The sequence below is a fragment of the Micromonospora fluostatini genome, from assembly GCF_050410825.1.
Taxonomy (GTDB): Bacteria; Actinomycetota; Actinomycetes; order Mycobacteriales; family Micromonosporaceae; genus Micromonospora; species Micromonospora rosaria.
Genome location: NZ_CP191251.1, coordinates 756,987 through 773,902, shown reverse-complemented (window position 1 = coordinate 773,902; position 16,916 = coordinate 756,987). Strand labels below are relative to the sequence as shown.

General features: G+C 72.2%; 10 protein-coding genes and 2 pseudogenes. 4 read left to right on the top strand and 8 right to left on the bottom strand.

Annotated elements, in window-relative coordinates; translation table 11 throughout:
* Positions 1-7: 7 nt before the first annotated feature.
* Both ACQUFX_RS03570 and uvrB read right to left on the bottom strand, forming a co-directional pair.
* On the bottom strand, positions 8-1,144 hold the full coding sequence (locus ACQUFX_RS03570; protein WP_428964604.1) for a helix-turn-helix domain-containing protein: 1,137 nt from the start codon (positions 1,142-1,144) through the stop codon (positions 8-10).
* Positions 1,141-3,249, bottom strand: a complete 2,109-nt coding sequence (gene uvrB, locus ACQUFX_RS03565; protein WP_428964603.1) for an excinuclease ABC subunit UvrB — start codon at positions 3,247-3,249, stop codon at positions 1,141-1,143. Before uvrB ends, ACQUFX_RS03570 begins: the two co-directional genes overlap by 4 nt.
* Before the next feature lie 316 nt (positions 3,250-3,565).
* On the opposite strand from uvrB, the gene ACQUFX_RS03560 reads away from it, so the two are divergent.
* Positions 3,566-5,095 carry a hypothetical protein gene (locus tag ACQUFX_RS03560; RefSeq protein WP_428964602.1) on the top strand — a complete coding sequence of 510 codons (1,530 nt, stop codon included), beginning with the start codon at positions 3,566-3,568 and terminating at the stop codon, positions 5,093-5,095.
* A gap of 75 nt (positions 5,096-5,170) precedes the next feature.
* Here ACQUFX_RS03560 and ACQUFX_RS03555 read toward each other — a convergent pair whose 3' ends face one another.
* The 5 genes from ACQUFX_RS03555 to rpsA form a co-directional block, all read right to left on the bottom strand.
* A complete protein-coding gene (locus tag ACQUFX_RS03555; RefSeq protein ID WP_428964601.1) occupies positions 5,171-6,400 on the bottom strand; it encodes a helix-turn-helix domain-containing protein in 1,230 nt (409 codons plus the stop codon).
* Positions 6,387-6,608: a hypothetical protein gene (locus tag ACQUFX_RS03550; protein WP_428964600.1), complete on the bottom strand. Its 222-nt coding sequence runs from the start codon at positions 6,606-6,608 to the stop codon at positions 6,387-6,389. The genes ACQUFX_RS03555 and ACQUFX_RS03550 overlap by 14 nt, the downstream gene beginning before the upstream one ends.
* A 205-nt stretch (positions 6,609-6,813) precedes the next feature.
* Complete coding sequence (locus ACQUFX_RS03545; RefSeq protein ID WP_428964599.1) at positions 6,814-8,028, bottom strand: helix-turn-helix domain-containing protein; 1,215 nt, start codon at positions 8,026-8,028, stop codon at positions 6,814-6,816.
* 126 nt (positions 8,029-8,154) lie between these two features.
* Positions 8,155-9,333: a dephospho-CoA kinase gene (gene coaE, locus ACQUFX_RS03540; RefSeq protein ID WP_428966846.1), complete on the bottom strand. Its 1,179-nt coding sequence runs from the start codon at positions 9,331-9,333 to the stop codon at positions 8,155-8,157.
* A 164-nt stretch (positions 9,334-9,497) separates the two neighbouring features.
* On the bottom strand, positions 9,498-11,093 hold the full coding sequence (rpsA, locus tag ACQUFX_RS03535; RefSeq protein WP_428964598.1) for a 30S ribosomal protein S1: 1,596 nt from the start codon (positions 11,091-11,093) through the stop codon (positions 9,498-9,500).
* A 293-nt stretch (positions 11,094-11,386) separates the two neighbouring features.
* Here rpsA and ACQUFX_RS03530 point away from each other — a divergent pair.
* From ACQUFX_RS03530 to ltrA, 3 genes and pseudogenes are all read left to right on the top strand, one after another.
* A pseudogene (locus ACQUFX_RS03530) lies at positions 11,387-11,940 on the top strand (class I SAM-dependent methyltransferase); the annotation flags it as partial.
* Between the two features lie 108 nt (positions 11,941-12,048).
* Positions 12,049-12,713 (top strand): annotated as a pseudogene (locus ACQUFX_RS03525) (IS5 family transposase); the annotation flags it as partial.
* Between the two features lie 594 nt (positions 12,714-13,307).
* Positions 13,308-14,768, top strand: coding sequence for a group II intron reverse transcriptase/maturase (gene ltrA, locus ACQUFX_RS03520; protein WP_428961622.1), 1,461 nt, complete (start codon positions 13,308-13,310; stop codon positions 14,766-14,768).
* Positions 14,769-15,194: 426 nt separating this feature from the next.
* On the opposite strand, the gene ACQUFX_RS03515 is transcribed toward ltrA, so the two are convergent.
* A complete protein-coding gene (locus ACQUFX_RS03515) occupies positions 15,195-16,583 on the bottom strand; it encodes an IS1380 family transposase (protein WP_428962273.1) in 1,389 nt (462 codons plus the stop codon).
* Positions 16,584-16,916: the final 333 nt, after the last annotated feature.

The window sequence follows — 16,916 nt, the reverse complement described above, 5'->3', positions numbered from 1 at the left end:
CCGCCCCTCAACCGGCATTGGACGAATGTGACCTGAGCAGGGCCGCCGGGGTCACCCCCGCAAACTCGTGGAACTCCCGGATCAGGTGGGACTGGTCGCTGTAGCCGTACCGGGCGGCCACCTCCGCCCCACCGGGTGCCGCCGTCCCGGGTGGCCGGTCGGCGGTGAGCGCCGCGTGGGCCCGCGCGAACCGCAGCAGGCGGGCGGTCACCTTCGGCGGCAGCCCGACCTCCCGGCGGAACGTGGCGGCCAGGTGCCGGCGGCTCCAGCCCAGCTCGTCGGCGAGCGCCCCGACGCCGACCGACCCGACCACCGCACCGTCGGGTGGGCCGGTGGTCCGCCTGCCGGACGGCCCGGCCGTCCCACCGCCGGCGGGGCCCGTCTCCCGGCCACCGGCCGGCGCAGGGCCGGGTCGCGTCTCCCGGTCGCCAGCCGCTGCGGGGCCCGTCCCCGGGCCGCCGGGCGGGTCGGAGCAGGGCTCCGCCTCCCGGTCGTCGGCCGGGGCGGTGCCTACAGCCGGGGCGGTGGCCCCGGAGAGCCGGCGCCACGCCCAGTCCAGTCGCGGGTCGACCGGCACGGTGGCGGCCAGCCGCCCGGCCAGGGCCGCGTCGAGCAGCCGGAACCGGCCGGGCCAGTCGGGCGTCTCGGCCAGCCGCTCCCGCAGCCGGGCCAGCCACCCGCCGGGCAGTTGCTCCACCGCCACCGCGCGGTTGGTCAGCTCCCCCAGCGGTACGCCGAGGATCCGGCGCGCGGCCAGCGGCGCGAGCAGCAGCTCCACGCCCAGCCCGACGCCGACCGTGCGGGTGGTGCAGTACCCGTCGAAGGTGCCGGCGACGAAGGAGTCCACCCGGTACGCCCCGCGCGTGGCGCACCGGGGATCGACGACGTCCAGGGGCGCGCCCCAGCCGAGGATGAGCACCACGAAGGCACCGGCGGCCTGCCGGCGCACCGACGGCCGCAGCGCCCACTCCCGGTAGCCCACGTACCGGTCGACGAACGGGCGCAGCCGGGCGTCCGGGTAGCCCAGCACCACGTCGAACGGGCCCGGGGAGGCAGCGACGCCGGCCGGCGGGGGCGGGCCGACGGCCGGCACCGGGGACGTGGCGGGGCCGGGGTCCGGGGGCGCCGCCCCGGCGGCGCTCACCGCACCCCGGCGGCGTCCATGCCGCGCAGTTCCTTCTTCAGCTCGGCGACCTCGTCGCGGATCCGGGCGGCCAGCTCGAACTGCAACTCCCGGGCGGCGGCGAGCATCTGGTCGTTGAGTTCCTGGATGAGCTGCGCCAGGTCGGCGCGGGCCATCCCCTCCCGGGCCGGGGTGGCGGCGGGCCGGCCGGCCCGGCTGCGGGTCTCCTTGACCGGCGCCTTGCCCCGGGAGAGCTGCCGGGCCGCCCCGCCGACCCGACTGGTCTCGGTGTCCTCCGCCTCGCGGTAGATGTCGTCGAGGATGTCGTGGATCTTCTTGCGCAGCGGCTCCGGGTTGATCCCGTGCGCCTCGTTGTGCGCGGTCTGCTTGGCCCGCCGCCGGTTGGTCTCCTCGATCGCCTCGGCCATCGACGGGGTGATCCTGTCGGCGTACATGTGGACCTGACCGGAGACGTTCCGGGCGGCCCGGCCGATGGTCTGGATCAGCGACCGGCCACTGCGCAGGAAGCCCTCCTTGTCGGCGTCCAGGATCGCCACCAGCGACACCTCGGGCAGGTCCAGGCCCTCCCGGAGCAGGTTGATGCCGACCAGCACGTCGTAGTCGCCCTTGCGCAGCTCGCGCAGCAGCTCCACCCGGCGCAGGGTGTCGACCTCGGAGTGCAGGTACCGCACCCGGATGCCGTTCTCCAGCAGGTAGTCCGACAGGTCCTCGGCCATCTTCTTGGTCAGCGTGGTGACCAGCACCCGCTCGTCCCGCTCGGTGCGCAGCCTGATCTCGTGCATCAGGTCGTCGATCTGGCCCTTGGTGGGCTTGACCACGACCTCCGGGTCGACCAGGCCGGTCGGGCGGATCACCTGCTCGACGTACTCGCCCTGGGCGTGCTCCATCTCCCACGAGCCGGGGGTGGCCGACAGGAAGACCATCTGCCCGACCCGCTCCAGGAACTCGTCGAAGCGCAGCGGCCGGTTGTCGGCCGCGCTGGGCAGCCGGAAGCCGTGGTCGATCAGCATCCGCTTGCGCGAGGCGTCACCCTCGTACATGCCGCCGATCTGCGGGATGGTCACGTGCGACTCGTCGATGACGGTGAGGAAGTCGTCGGGGAAGTAGTCGAGCAGGCAGTGCGGCGGGCTGCCGGGGAGCCGGCCGTCGATGTGCATGGAGTAGTTCTCGATGCCGGAGCAGAAGCCGACCTGCCGCATCATCTCGATGTCGTACGTGGTGCGCATCCGCAGCCGCTGCGCCTCCAGCAGCTTGCCCTGCCGGTCCAGCTCGGCCAGGCGCTCGGCCAGCTCGGTCTCGATGTCGCGGACCGCCCGCTCCATCCGCTCGGGGCCGGCCGCGTAGTGCGTCGCCGGGAAGATCATCAGGCTGTCGACCTCGCGGACCACGTCCCCGGTGAGCGGGTTGAGGTAGTACAGCTTCTCCACCTCGTCGCCGAACAGCTCGACCCGGACCGCCATCTCCTCGTACGCCGGAATGATCTCCAGCGTGTCCCCCCGGACCCGGAAGGTGCCCCGCTGGAAGGCCATGTCGTTGCGGGTGTACTGGATGTCGACCAGCCGGCGCAGCAACTGGTCGCGGTCCAGCTCCTGCCCGACCGCGACCCGGACGGCCCGGTCGAGGTACTCCTCCGGGGTGCCCAGCCCGTAGATCGCCGAGACCGTCGCCACCACGATCACGTCCCGGCGGGTGAGCAGCGACATGGTCGCCGAGTGCCGCAGCCGCTCGACCTCCTCGTTGATCGAGGAGTCCTTCTCGATGTAGGTGTCGGTCTGCGGAATGTACGCCTCGGGCTGGTAGTAGTCGTAGTAGGAGACGAAGTACTCCACCGCGTTGTGCGGGAGCAGCTCGCCGAACTCCTTGGCCAACTGGGCGCAGAGCGTCTTGTTGGGGGCCAGCACCAGGGTGGGCCGTTGCAGGCGCTCGACCAGCCAGGCGGTGGTCGCGCTCTTGCCGGTGCCGGTGGCGCCGAGCAGCACGGTGTGCCGGTCGCCACGGCGGACCCGCCGCTCCAGGTCGTCGATCGCCGCCGGCTGGTCACCGGCCGGCTGGAAGTCGCTGACGACCTGGAAACGGCCGTCGAGCCGGGGAATGTCGAGCGCCATGACATCAACGGTACGCCGGGGGTCCGACACGCTGGGACCACTACGGACGGTTAGTGATCGGCTTCAATATTCCCATTGTGTGGCACATTTCACCGCGCTAGGGTATAGGGCGTAGGCCGCTCGCGGCGGCCGACCGGGCCGGCGGGCCGCGCCGTCATCGGCCGCCCGCCCCCGGCGCAGGGTCGCAGCACCCGGTTCATCCCGGCGTGCGCACCACGCGGTCGCGCTGCAGGCGCAGACCGGTCGCCGCGAGCGCCCCTTACCGGTCACCCTCCCGCGCACGTCACCCCCACGCATCCCGGGCGTTCAACCCTGCGTGACCAGATCCGGCCGGGGTGCCCCGGCCACGCCCCCGACCAGCCAGGACGGCGCCGGCCCGGCCGGCGACCCCGGCCCGCCGGCCCCGCCCGCGGCCCGGCTCCGCCGCCGACGGCGGACCCTGCTGCTGCTCGGCGCGACCGCCGTCACCTCCGCGACCGCGCTGGTGGCGGTGCTGCTCACCGGGGTACCCGACCGGGCGGCACCGGACCGGGCGCTGACCGCCGCCGAGGCGCAGCGGTTCGCCGCGATGCGGGTCACCAACCACCGCGACGTCCGGCTGGGGCTGCGGATCACCGTCGGCACCGGGGCCGCCCGGGTCGACCTGCTCGGCTGGGTCGACTGGGCCCGCCCCCTGCTCTACCTCGACGTCGGCGGCCCCGGCGCCGGAGCCGACCGGGGGCTGCTCCAGGCCACCCCGACGCTGCTGCTGACCCGCCCGGACCCGACGGCGGCCCCCACCCCGGCCCCGCCTCCCCTGGTGCCGCCGGCCGACCGGTGGCGGCTGCGCGACCGCCCGCACACCCCCGCCCTGGGCCCGCTGCTCGACCTGCTCTTCGCGCTGTCCACCGACCGGACGGAACCGGCCGTCGCCGGCACCGCCCGCTGGCACGGGACGGAGACCGCCGCCGGGGTACCGGTGGACGTCCTCTCGGCTCCGACCCCCGAACCGACCGGCCCCACCCCCACCCCGACCACTCCCCCCACCGAGCGCGCCCCCGGGACCGAGCGGCCCAGCCGGGCCGCCGAGGGGACCGACCGGGCGCGGTACCGGCTGGACCACGACGGCCGGCTGCGCCGGCTCGACGTCCACCTGCCCACCGGCGCCGGGGCCGGCGTACCGGTGACCGTGGACCTGCACCGCGCGGACCGGCCGGTGCTGCGGCCCGTGGCCGCCCTGGGCGGCCGGGCCGGGCTGCCGCGCCGGCTCACCACGGCGGAACGGCACCGGCTGGCGCTGCTCCCGGCCCGGCTCCGGGCCGCGAAGGGGGCGACCCTGACCGTGACCGCCCCGCTCGGCCCGTCAGCCAACCTGCGCGCCGCCGGCTGGCTGAGCTGGACCGGACCGGTCAGCTACCTCGCCGTCGCCGAGCTGGGCGCTCCCGACCGGCGCACGCTGCTGCGTACCGACCCCACCGGCACCGGCCGGACGGAACGGCCCGCGACCGGCGCCGACGACGACGTCGAGACGCCCGCCCGGCCGCCGCTGCCGCCCCCACGGGCCGGGTGGCAGCGCACCCGCCCCGCCGACACCGACCTGGACCGACTGGTCGAGACGGCGCTGCGGGCGGGCGACCCGGACCCGCCCCGCGCCCCGGCACTGCGGCTGCGGGACGAGCGGTTGGCCGGGCGCACCGTCGACGTCGTCGAGGTCCGCACTGGCCCGGCCCCGGTGCGGTACTGGATCGACCGCGAGGGCCTGCTCCGCCGGCTGGAACTGCGCACCTCGGCCGGCACCTGGGCACAGCTCGACCTGAACCCCGGGCCGGTACCGCGCCTGTCCCCGCCCGCCGCGGCGGGCACCTGACCGGCACGGCCGGTCGGCGGGTGGAGTCACGGTCCCACGAGCCACGAGCCACCGGCTCCGGCGACGAGGAGGTTCTCACCCCGCCCCGTCCACCCCGACCGCCTCCGCCAGGGCCGCCACCAGGGGTTCCGGCCGTACCGACCGGAGCAGCAGCGTCCTGAGCACCTCCCGGGCGACCGGCCGTACCCGCACCTCCGCCGGGGCGATCCGGTCCGCCTCCAGCAGCGCCCGCCCGGCCGCCGTGAGGTCACCGACGTGGGCGTACCCCCGCGCGGCGTCGACCTGGTGGTCGGCTCGGTGGCCGGGCGGTAGCTGCTGGTAGCCGGGCTGGCTGGTCATCTCCTGGTGCCCGGCCACCGCCACCTCCGCACGGCCGAGTTCCACGTCCGCTGCGACCCGGGCCACGCCGACCAGCCCCGGCCCGAAGGCCGTCCAGTAGTGGTCATGTCCGTCGCCGACCCGGCCCGCCGCCTCGGCGGCCTGCTCCAGGAGGTCGTCCGCGCACCGCTCGTCGCCATCGTGCGCTGCGCCCATCGCGGCCTGAAGGAGCAGACAGCCGTACACCGACAGGTGCTCCGGGCCGGCATCGAGCGGGTCGGCCGGGGCCATGCCGTGCGCGATGGCGAGGCACGTCTCGACAGCCCTGCGCGGCAGGCCGACGTCACCGACCACCCCGCCGAGCGGCACGGCGGCGCGGGCGGCCAGCAGCGGATCATCGGCGTCGGCACTGACCGCCATGCCCCGATCGGCGGCCAGCCAGGCCAGATGGTGCTCACCGATCTTGCGCAGCACCGTGGCGGCGACCTGGTACGCCTGGCCGAGCAGGCGGGCGGCGGCCGGATCACGGTGGACGGCGCGGTACCGCTGCGCCTCGGCGAGCAGCCGGGGCAGATCCCGCAGCAGTCGGTCGTAGTGCCCGTAGTGGAGGGACAGCCAGGAGTGCTCGACCGCCTTGCCCAGGTCGACCGGCGACCAGATCCGCTGGCGCGCACCGGGGGTGAGGGGAACGTCGTAACGGGCGAGGACGGAACCGATGTCGGCCACAGCCGGCCCGACCCGCACCGCCCCGGCCGGGTTGACCGAGGCGGAGACGACGCCGGTCAGCCGCGCGACGTCGATCCGCAGCGTGGCGGCCAGGTCGTTGAGGACGTCGACCTTGTTGAGGTCCCGGACACCACGCTCGACCTTGTCCACCCAGGACTTCGACTTGCCGAGCGCGTCAGCGAGCTGCTGCTGATTCCAGCCGCGCCGGCCCCGCCAGTACGCCACCCGTCGACCGATCGGCCGGTCGTCACCGTAGGCCACGCCGCCACCGTCGATCCGGCACCGCCTGGGTGATGTCGTCGAGCGGGGTCCGCTCGGCCTCGGCCTGGGCGAGGATCCGCCGTTGCGCCGCCGCCTGTTCGGCTGCCTGGTGACACCGGCCGCTACCGGGCGGTGGAGACGGATCGGGTCGCCGGAGCAGCCACCGCACAGCGTTGCGCGCCTCGGCGCGGAGATCGGACCAGGTCATCGGATCGCCTTCCCTCGTCGTCGAGGGCGGCGAAGCTCGGCCCCTGTCGGGCACACCGGGACAGGAAGCGCCTCCGCCGCCGTCTGGTGCGGGTGCGGGAGTGCGACAGTCACCCACCGGCCACTCCCTGGCGCAACCGCACGATCACGCTAAGCAGTGCCGCCGGAGGGCAGGGGTACCCGATGTACCCGGTGACGGGGTGTACCTACAGGTCGGTGGCACCGATCCGACGCGCGAGGTCGACGGCCTCGGCGCGGACCGCCGCCGGCGCTTCGCGGACCAGCCGGCTGACCATGTCCTGCGCCGCCGGTGAGTACCGGACCGTCTCCGGCGACGTCGCCTCGGCCCGGGTGAGCAGATGCAGCGTCGCTTCCCGCGCACCCTCCAGGTCAGCCGAGCGGGCCAGCTCCACGTAGTGGCGACCCCGGCGTTCCGTCGACGGAATCGACACCGGGTCGAGGGCATGGGCGCGGCGCTGCGCCTCGTCCGGGTCACCGAGGTCCACCGCACACATGACCGCGTACACATCCACGAGGGGGCGGGACACTCGGGTCCGCAGGCCCACGAAGCCGTCGGGCAGCGCCCGGTCGACGACCGAGCGGGCGGCATCCCAATCCGACCATGCGCCCTGGTCGCCGCTCCGGGCGCGGGTGAGCGCCGCGCACAGGTGCAGATCCACGAGCGACTCGGCCCACTCGGTGCCGCCGTCGACGACCCGGGGCTCGATCAGGGCTCGGGCGTCCCGCAGCCGCTCCAACGCCTCGTCGCCCCGGCCGACCGCGCGCAGCAGGTGCGCGGCGTACCAGCTCGCCTGGGCGATGGCCAGCGGGTCGTCCGCGTCCAGAGCGGCGGTCATGCCGCGATCGACGGTGAGCCACACCAGCTCGCGGTCGCCGTGCCAGGCCAGGTACGCCTGGGCGAGATGGTACGCCTGCGCGAGCAGGGCGAGGCTGGCCCGGCGGTCGTCCCCGGTGTGCAGCCGGGCGGCCCGCTGCGTGGCGTCGAGCAGGCCGGGCAGGAGTTCGCCGACGGCGGTGCGCTGGTGGCGGGAGGTGTGCCAGGTCTGCCAGGCGGCGTCCACGGCACCCCGCAGGTAGTCGGTGCTCTCCGGGGCACCGCCGATGGTGATGTGCCAGGCGGTGAGAGCCCGCCGGACGTCGTCAACGGCGGGGTGGCTGGGCCGGCCGTCGAGGGACAGGGCGACGGCCGGACCGAACAGGTCACCGAGGTCCCGGACCCCGAGATGCGGGGCGAGCTGTTGAGCCGCCCGCAGGGTCAGCGATCGGCGGCCGTTCTCGATGAACTTCACCGTGGTCGGCGAGAGGCCGCTCAGCCCGGCGAGGCGTTCACGGGAGAGACCGACGGCCCGGCGAAGCCGTTCCACGCGCTGACCCGGTGTGGGCTGCTGCTGACTGGTCATGGAGACACCTCGCCCGGCTGGGTACATCGTGTACCCACGGTACGCCCGCCGGCAGGGGCGGGGAAGGGGCAGAATCCGTCCCCGCACGACGGGGCGGAAGCGGGACGACGCGAGCCGCGCCAGGGCTCAGGGGCGCCAGCCGGTCTGCGTCGCCCACTGCTCGGCACGCAGGTGCTCCTCGTCGAACCACGGATCCTTCGCCGTGGCGTACTCCCCGGCGTCCGGGGCGGCGGCGGCCAGGTCCCGCTTGAGCAGCAGGTACGCGGCCCGCTGGTCGGGGTCGGCGCGCAAATGGTCGCGCATCAGCAGGGCGTACCGCCAGCCCGGCCCGTCCGCCGGGCGGACGTGCAGGTGCACCGGGCGGCCGGGGTCGGCGCTGCCGTGCAGCCGTTTCTCCCACCGACCGCTGCCGGCCGGGCGGGGCGTGTCCCACCACTGTCCGGGGAACCGGGGGAAGCCGGCGTCGGCGAGCCGGTCGGCGAGGGCGTCCGCGTCGGCGAGGGACGGCACGGTGAGCTGGATGTCGATGACGTCCTTGGCGGCCAGGCCGGGGACGGCGGTGGAGCCGATGTGGTCGACGCGCGGCTCGGCGGGGGCGAGCGCGTGCCGGATCCGGGCGGCGAGCCGGGCGTACTGCTGCGGCCAGGTCGGGTCGGGTTCGGTCAGCACCACCCGCCGGGTCCGGACCGCCCGCCGGTGCCGCACGTTCTCCTCGTACGGCCGCAGCCGGTCCCGCCACAGCGCGTCCACCTGCGCGTGCAGGTCGTCGAGGGTGGTGTCGTTGGTGAGCAGCACGTCGGCGGCGGCCTGCCGGCGCTCGTCGTCGGCCTGGGCGGCGATCCGCCGCTGGGCCTCCGCCCGGCTCATCCCCCGGTCACGGGCCAGCCGGTCGAGCCGGACCGACACGTCGGTCTGGACCACCACCACCAGGTGGTACGTCGGCGCGAGCCCCACCTCGACCAGCAGCGGCACGTCGTTGACCACGACCGCGTCGGAGGCTGCCGAGGCGACCAGGTCGGCGCTGCGGGCCCGGACCCGGGGATGGGTGATCCCCTCCAGTCGGCGGCGGGCCGCCTCGTCGGCGAAGACCAGCGCGCCCAGGGCGGCCCGGTCGAGGCTGCCGTCGGGAGCGAGCACCCGGTCGGAGAAGGCGGCCACCACCTCGGCGAGCCCCTCGCTGCCCGGCGCCACCACCTCGCGGGCGATCCGGTCGGAGTCGACGACCACCGCGCCGAGGTCCGCCAGGCGCCGCGCCACGGCGCTCTTGCCCGAACCGATCCCCCCGGTCAATCCCACCCGCAGCACCCCACCAGTCAACCCGATCATCACCGCCCCGCCAAGCCGGGGTGCGGGGACGGGCGTCCGGTCTGGCCGGAGAAACGGGCCGGGCCCCGCCGCGACGTCCGGATGACCGGATCGTCGCGGCGGGGCCCGTGTGCTGCTCGGCGGGGCGGGCGCCCGTCAGCGGCTCACTTGCCGCCGGCGAGCTTCTCCCGCAGGGCGGCGAGCGCCTCGTCGGTGGCGAGGGTGCCCGACGGCTCCTCGGCCTGCCGGCTCGGGGCCGACGAGGTCGAGGTGGTGGTGCCACCACCGGTGACGGCCGGGGCCGGGTTCGCGGCGGCCTCGGCGTCGGCGGCCCGGGAGTTCTGCACCTGCTTGGTGTGGGCCTCCCAGCGCTGACGCGCCTCGGCGTACTGCTGCTCCCACTCCTCGCGCTGCTTCTCGTAGCCCTCGAGCCACTCGCCGGTCTCCGGGTCGAAGCCCTCGGGGTACTTGTAGTTCCCCTGGTCGTCGTACTCGGCGGCCATGCCGTAGAGGGTCGGGTCGAAGTGCTCCTCGCCCTCGACGAAGCCCTCGTTGGCCTGCTTGAGCGAGAGCGAGATCCGGCGACGCTCCAGGTCGATGTCGATGACCTTGACCATGACCTCGGAGCCGACCTGGACGACCTGCTCCGGGATCTCCACGTGGCGCTCGGCCAGCTCGGAGATGTGGACCAGGCCCTCGATGCCGTCGTCGACCCGGACGAACGCGCCGAACGGCACCAGCTTGGTGACCTTACCCGGCACGATCTGCTGGATCGCGTGGGTGCGGGCGAACTGCCGCCACGGGTCCTCCTGGGTCGCCTTCAGCGACAGCGAGACCCGCTCGCGGTCCAGGTCGACGTCCAGGACCTCGACCTCGACCTCCTGGCCCACCTCGACGACCTCGGACGGGTGGTCGATGTGCTTCCAGGACAGCTCGGAGACGTGCACCAGACCGTCCACGCCGCCGAGGTCGACGAACGCGCCGAAGTTGACGATCGAGGAGACGACGCCCTTGCGGACCTGCCCCTTCTGGAGCTTGTTGAGGAACTCGGTGCGCACCTCGGACTGGGTCTGCTCCAGCCAGGCCCGGCGGGACAGGACCACGTTGTTGCGGTTCTTGTCCAGCTCGATGATCTTGGCTTCGAGCTCCCGCCCGACGTACGGCTGCAGGTCACGCACCCGCCGCATCTCGACCAGCGAGGCGGGGAGGAAGCCGCGCAGCCCGATGTCGAGGATGAGGCCACCCTTGACCACCTCGATGACCGAACCGCGGACGACGCCGTCCTCGTCCTTGATCTTCTCGATCGTGCCCCACGCCCGCTCGTACTGCGCGCGCTTCTTCGAGAGGATCAGGCGCCCCTCCTTGTCCTCCTTCTGGAGGACAAGGGCCTCGATGTGGTCACCCACCGAAACGACCTCGGCCGGGTCCACGTCGTGCTTGATCGACAACTCCCGAGAGGGGATGACGCCCTCGGTCTTGTAGCCGATGTCGAGCAGGACCTCGTCCCGATCGACCTTGACGACGGTGCCTTCGACAATGTCGCCGTCGTTGAAGTACTTGATGGTCTCGTCGATCGCGGCGAGGAAAGCCTCCTCGGAACCGAGGTCGTCGATGGTGACCTTGTTGGCGCTCGAGGGGGCCTCGATGCTGCTCGTCATGTGGGCGGTTGCTCCGGTCGGATGGTGTGTCACAGCAGGCGGGTGTCGCGCGGTGACATGTTCGCGCCAACGGATTTGCCACCGGACACACCGAAAGATCACCGTAAGAAGATCATTGGTGGCTCCGGTGACCGCACACCTGCTCCCTGCCGAGGCACACGATCCGCGAGCGCATCCACTACCCTACCGTGCTCATTACCACAGCGTGCAAGCCCCGGGGGTACGTGATCCCGCCCGCTTTCGCGATCCGGCGCCGCCTTTGCCCCGGTCAGGGCCTCCCCGGGCGGAAAATCCCCCGGCCGGCGTCGACCCGCCGGCGGGAGGGGACCACCAGGGTACAGCGGACACCGCGCACGGTGGCGGGGGCGGGGCGGGCGCTTAGACTGCCGCGGTGAACGACACACCCACCGGCAGCACCGGCGTCGACGCCGAGACCGGGGAGCCGGGGGTGCTGCGCCGCCCGGTGACCGACGCGGAGAGCCGCCACGCCAACCGGGCCTGGTGGGACGCGGACGCCGACGACTACCAGGCCGAGCACGGGGCGTTCCTCGGCGACGTGGACTTCGTCTGGTGCCCCGAACGGCTGCGCGAGGCCGACGCCCGGCTCCTCGGCGAGGTCGTCGGCCAGCGGGTGCTGGAGGTCGGGTGCGGGGCGGCCGCCGCCGCCCGTTGGCTGGCCACCCAGGGCGCCCGGGTGGTCGCCATGGACCTCTCCGCCGGCATGTTGCGCCACGCCGCGCAGGCCGCCGACCGCACCGGGGTACGGGTGCCGCTGGTGCAGGCCGACGCGCTGGCGCTGCCCTTCGCCGACGCCGCCTTCGACACCGCCTGCACCGCGTTCGGGGCGATCCCGTTCGTGGCCGACTCGGCCGCGCTGCTGCGGGAGGTGCACCGGGTGCTGCGCCCCGGCGGCCGGTGGGTCTTCTCGGTCACCCACCCGATCACGTGGGCATGATCTTGCTAAGAGGTCCTAACAAAATGATCTCTGGGTCTTTCGTCCTCTGTAGAGAACGATCTACGATGTCGGGCCGTGAGGCGTGGTGAGCAGCCGCCGTGGATCGTGCCGGACGGGCTGTGGCAGCGCATCGAGCCGTTGCTGCCCAAGCCTGAGCGCAATCCTCGGCACCCGGGGCGCAGGCGGATCCCGGATCGGCAGGTGCTGTGCGGGATCTTGTTCGTGCTGCACACGGGCATCCAGTGGGAGTTCTTGCCCCAAGAACTGGGATTCGGCTCGGGAATGACCTGCTGGCGGCGCCTGGAGGAGTGGAACCGGGCCGGAGTGTGGCAGCGGCTGCACGAGCTGCTGCTGGCCGAGCTGCAGGCGGCCGGGAAACTCGACTGGTCTCGCGCCGTGATCGACTCCTCGCATGTGCGGGCCGCCCGGCGTGGCCCAAAAGCGGCCCGAGCCCGGTCGACCGCGCCCGCCCGGGCTCGAAGCATCACGTCCTGACCGAGGGCGCCGGCATCCCCCTGGCCGTCGCGTTGACCGGCGGCAACCGCCACGACGTCACCCAACTGCTCCCGCTGATCGACAAGATCCCGCCGGTCCGGGGCCGCCGTGGCCGACCCCGCCAGCACCCCAACCAGCTCTTCGCCGATCGTGCGTACGACCACGACAAGTACCGCCGGGCCGTACGCGCCAAGGGCATCCGGCCGCGGATCGCCCGCCGCGGTCAACCCCACGGCTCCGGTCTGGGCGTATCCAGGTGGGTGGTCGAGAGAGTGCGCCGTGAGGCGCTGATTGATCGAGTGGAGGTGAGAGACCTTCGCCGCCGGGCTGTCGCAGCAGTTCGGTGAAGCTGGGGGCAGCCTGATCCGGGAGGTGCCGGGGAGGGTGGCAAGCGGCCCCGACAACGCCGGGACGTGACCAGTACTGCCAGATGGCGCGGGTCCGGCAAGCGAGACGGAGAGGTATACGCGAGGAACCGGTGTCTGAAGCCTCCTAACGATCCCTACCAGCTCGAACCTGGCGGATATGGGCTGGGTGCGGTGCGTCCTGGTCCTCTTCTCTCGGGACCGGAACTTCCTGGGCGTCTTTGTTCAGCGGTCAGGAAGGCCACGGTGAAGTGCTGCGGGGTAGCCGTGGCGATGCCGCGGGGGTATAGCCGGGTGCCTCCTTCGTCGAGCGATCAGTCAGTGAACACGGGAACTCTCCCGGTCCTGCCCGGCTGCGTCTCATCCGGAGACGACACGTCGGGCTGGGTCCACCGTCGGCCGATCGGGTCGGGAGAGGGCGGAGCCGTCGTAGTACTCCGAGGCCGGGAGAGCCGGTCACATGGGGAAGGGCGGCAGCGAGATCGCAAGGGAGGTACTGCAATGCCCGAAGACACGGTGGTGGATGCCACCGTCGCGTGGCCGACCCCGGAAGAGGCATGGACACGGGTACGGGGAATGCAGATCAAACTGCACCGTTGGGCGGTGGCCGACCACGGTCGCCGGTTTGACGATGTCTACAACTTCGTCAGCGACCCGGCCACGCTGGTCGTGGCGTTGCAACGGGTCGCCGGGAATGCCGGAGCCCGCACTGCTGGCGTGGATGGCGTCACCGCCGTGCACGTGAGCATGGCAGGGCCCGAGGTGTTCCTGGACCATGTCCGTTCCCTGCTGAAGGCCGGCACGTTCCGGCCGCTACCAGTACGGGAGAAGATGATCCCCAAGACCGGTGGGAAACTACGCCGGCTCGGGATACCGACCATCACGGACCGCGTGGTCCAGGCGGCGCTGAAGCTGGTCCTGGAGCCCATCTTCGAGGCGGATTTTCAGCCTTGTTCGTATGGGTTCCGGCCGAACCGGCGTGCGCACGACGCGATCGCCGAGATCCATCATCTGGCCACCGCCGGTTACCGGTGGGTGCTGGACGCGGACATCGAGGCGTGCTTCGACCGTATCGACCACCCGGCTCTGATGGACCGGGTGCGGGCGCGGGTGAAGGACAAGCGGGTGCTCACGTTGGTGAAGGCGTTCCTCAAGGCCGGGATCATGACTGAGCTCGGCGAGCGGAACGAGACCACGTCCGGCACACCCCAAGGAGGGATCCTCTCACCACTGCTGGCCAACATCGCGTTGTCGGTTCTCGACGAGTTCTTCGCCGAGCAATGGGCGGCAGCGGGCACCGGCCAGCAGCGCAGGCAACGACGCGCCAAAGGGCTGGCGACGTGGCAGTTGGTCCGCTACGCCGACGACTTCCTCGTCCTGGTCCACGGCAACCAGGAACACGTCGAGGACCTGCGAGACCAGGTGAGCACCGTCCTGGCGACGATGGGCCTGCGCCTATCCGAGTCCAAGACCAGGATCACCCACCTTGCCGACGGGGTCGACTTCCTCGGATTCCGCATCGTCTGGCAGCGGAAACGAGGAACGAGCAAGTGGCATGTCTACACGTTCATCGCAGACAAGCCGGTCCAGGCGCTGAAACGGAAGATCAAGTCACTGACCCGCCGGTTGTCGCATCTGAGCTACCGGGAAACGCTGGTGAGGATCAACTACATCCAGCGTGGATGGGCCAACTACTTCAAGCACGCGGTCGCCAAGCACACCTTCTCCCACCTGCAGAACTTCATCTGGTGGCGAGTGATCAACTGGGTGATGCGCCGCAACCGCATGACCTGGAGAGCCATCCGGCGATGGCTGCGCACCCCGCAAGGGTGGCAGCCCATCGCCTTCGACGGGGTCGAGTTGTTCAAGATGGCGAAGGTCCCCGTGACCCGATACCGCTATCGCGGCACCAAGATCCCGAACCCCTGGCAGCCCACGACAAGCCCACCCCCAACGGCATGACCTCGTGGAGAGCCCGGTGCGGTGAAAGTCGCACGCCGGGTTCGGCGGGCGGGTCCGGGAAACGGACCTGGAGCAATCCAGGCACCGCGCCCGGACCCGACCCAACACCATCGCCTGGTACCACGGCATGAAACGCCTACGCATCCGGTGGGAACGCCGTGACGACATCCACGAAGCCTTCCTCGCCCTCGCCACCTGCATCATCACGTACCGACACGTCGCACGACTTTGTTAGGACCTCTAAGCCTCGATCCACCGATGCGGTTGCCGCTGATGGCCAATTGATCTTTTTGTGATTGGTGATTCGGCAGGGTGTGTGGGAGCCGCCGATTACGTGATCGGCTTGCTCCGGTTGGGTGGTTCGGGGCGGGTAGCGGGGGTTGTGGCCTGTGGTCGGGCCGCCTGGTTCCGGCTGGTGGGTCGTGGTCAGCCGGGTGCCGGCCCGACGGCGGTGTAGAGGTTGTCGAGCGCTGCTTGCCAGGGCCAGTGCTCGGGTAGGTGCACGATGATGGTGCGGGCCCGGTGGGCGAGGCGGGCGGCGACGTTGATGATCCGGGTGCGGATGGTGGCCGGGCGGGCGGTCGCCCAGGCGCCGGCGGCGAGGTGTCCGGCGGCGCGGGTGAGGTTGTGGGCGATGCCGGCGCAGGTCAGCCAGGTGTCGTTCGCGCTGAACCGGCCCGAGGGCAGGTGCGCGAGGGGTCCGGCGATCAGGTCGGCGTTGACCTGCTCGATGATCGCGTGTTGGCGGTGCTGGGCTTCGGCCTGCACGAGCGTGTAGGGGCTGTCGGTGAACACCGCGTGATACCGGTAGGTGGGCAGCAGTTCTTCCTGGCCCGGGGCCTGGGCGGGGTCGTCGCGGCGGACGCGGCGCACGATCAGCCGGGCGGTGATCTGGTGGCGGGTGCCGGCGAACGCGGTGTACTCGGTCTCGGCGATCTGCGCGTCGGAGATCCACCTTCCGGCGTCGTCGTCCCAGACGGCCTGCGGATACTTGATGTCGATCCACTGGGCGTCCGTGATGCTCTCGCAGGCGGTGCGGATCTTCGCGTCGATCCGGGTGGTGAGTGAGAACCGCACCTTGCGGCGGCGGCAGGCGGCGATGACGGTCTTGGCGTAGAACGCCGAGTCGGCGCGCACCACGATCTCCCCCGTTGCGCCGCACGAGCGGGCCGTGGTGATCGCCTCGGCGATCATGCTGGCCGCACCGCGGGCCGAGCCGGCGTTACCGGCGCGCAGTCGGGTGGCGGCGATCACCGGCACCGACAACGGCGTGGACAACGTCGCCACCACAGGGTTGTAGCCGCGCAGCCAGACGTTGTAGCCGCCGACCTTGGCGTGGCCGAACCCGATGCCCTGCTTGCGCTTGCCGAACACCCGCCGCAGCATCGAATCGATGTCCACAAAACACAGCGTGTCGGCGCCGGCCAGCAGTGGTGCCCGCCGAGCCAGGCCGATCAACGTGTCTCGGGCGGCGGCCTGCAACTGCCGCACATGCCCATGGGTGAACGTGCGCAGGAACGAGCCGAGTGTCGAGGGCGCGTACACGCTGGTGAACAGCGACCGCATGCCGCCGTGCCGGGTCACGTCGAGGTCGTCGATGCTGTCCGCACCGGCGAGCATCCCCGCGATGATCGTGGCGACCTTCCCGGCCGGGTTCGCGCCCTTGTCCGTCGGCAGGCTCAACCGGTCGGTGACCGCGTCATGCAGACCGGCCCGCTCGGCCAGCCGCATCACCGGCACCAGCCCGGCACACGACACCAGATTCGGATCATCAAACGTCGCGCGCACCACCGGCGCGTCATGGCGTAATCTCACCTGCGAGGTGCCCTTTCGAGCCGAACGATAGAAGCGTGAGAACTCCTATCCTTCCAGCTCAAGGGGCACCTTCTGTCTACGGGGTCTCGCCAACCCAGCCTTCATCGGTGGATCGAGGCTAAGAGGTCCTAACAAAGTCGTGCGACGTGTCGGTACGTGATGATGCAGGTGGCGAGGGCGAGGAAGGCTTCGTGGATGTCGTCACGGCGTTCCCACCGGATGCGTAGGCGTTTCATGCCGTGGTACCAGGCGATGGTGTTGGGTCGGGTCCGGGCGCGGTGCCTGGATTGCTCCAGGTCCGTTTCCCGGACCCGCCCGCCGAACCCGGCGTGC

What these genes read in the sequence shown, in the direction of transcription:
- ACQUFX_RS03545 (WP_428964599.1), bottom strand. Translation starts at nt 8,028, where the DNA reads ATGACCAGTCAGCAGCAGCCCACACCGGGTCAGCGCGTGGAACGGCTT.
- uvrB (WP_428964603.1), bottom strand. Translation starts at nt 3,249, where the DNA reads ATGGCGCTCGACATTCCCCGGCTCGACGGCCGTTTCCAGGTCGTCAGC.
- ACQUFX_RS03550 (WP_428964600.1), bottom strand. Translation starts at nt 6,608, where the DNA reads ATGACCTGGTCCGATCTCCGCGCCGAGGCGCGCAACGCTGTGCGGTGG.
- ltrA (WP_428961622.1), top strand. Translation starts at nt 13,308, where the DNA reads ATGCCCGAAGACACGGTGGTGGATGCCACCGTCGCGTGGCCGACCCCG.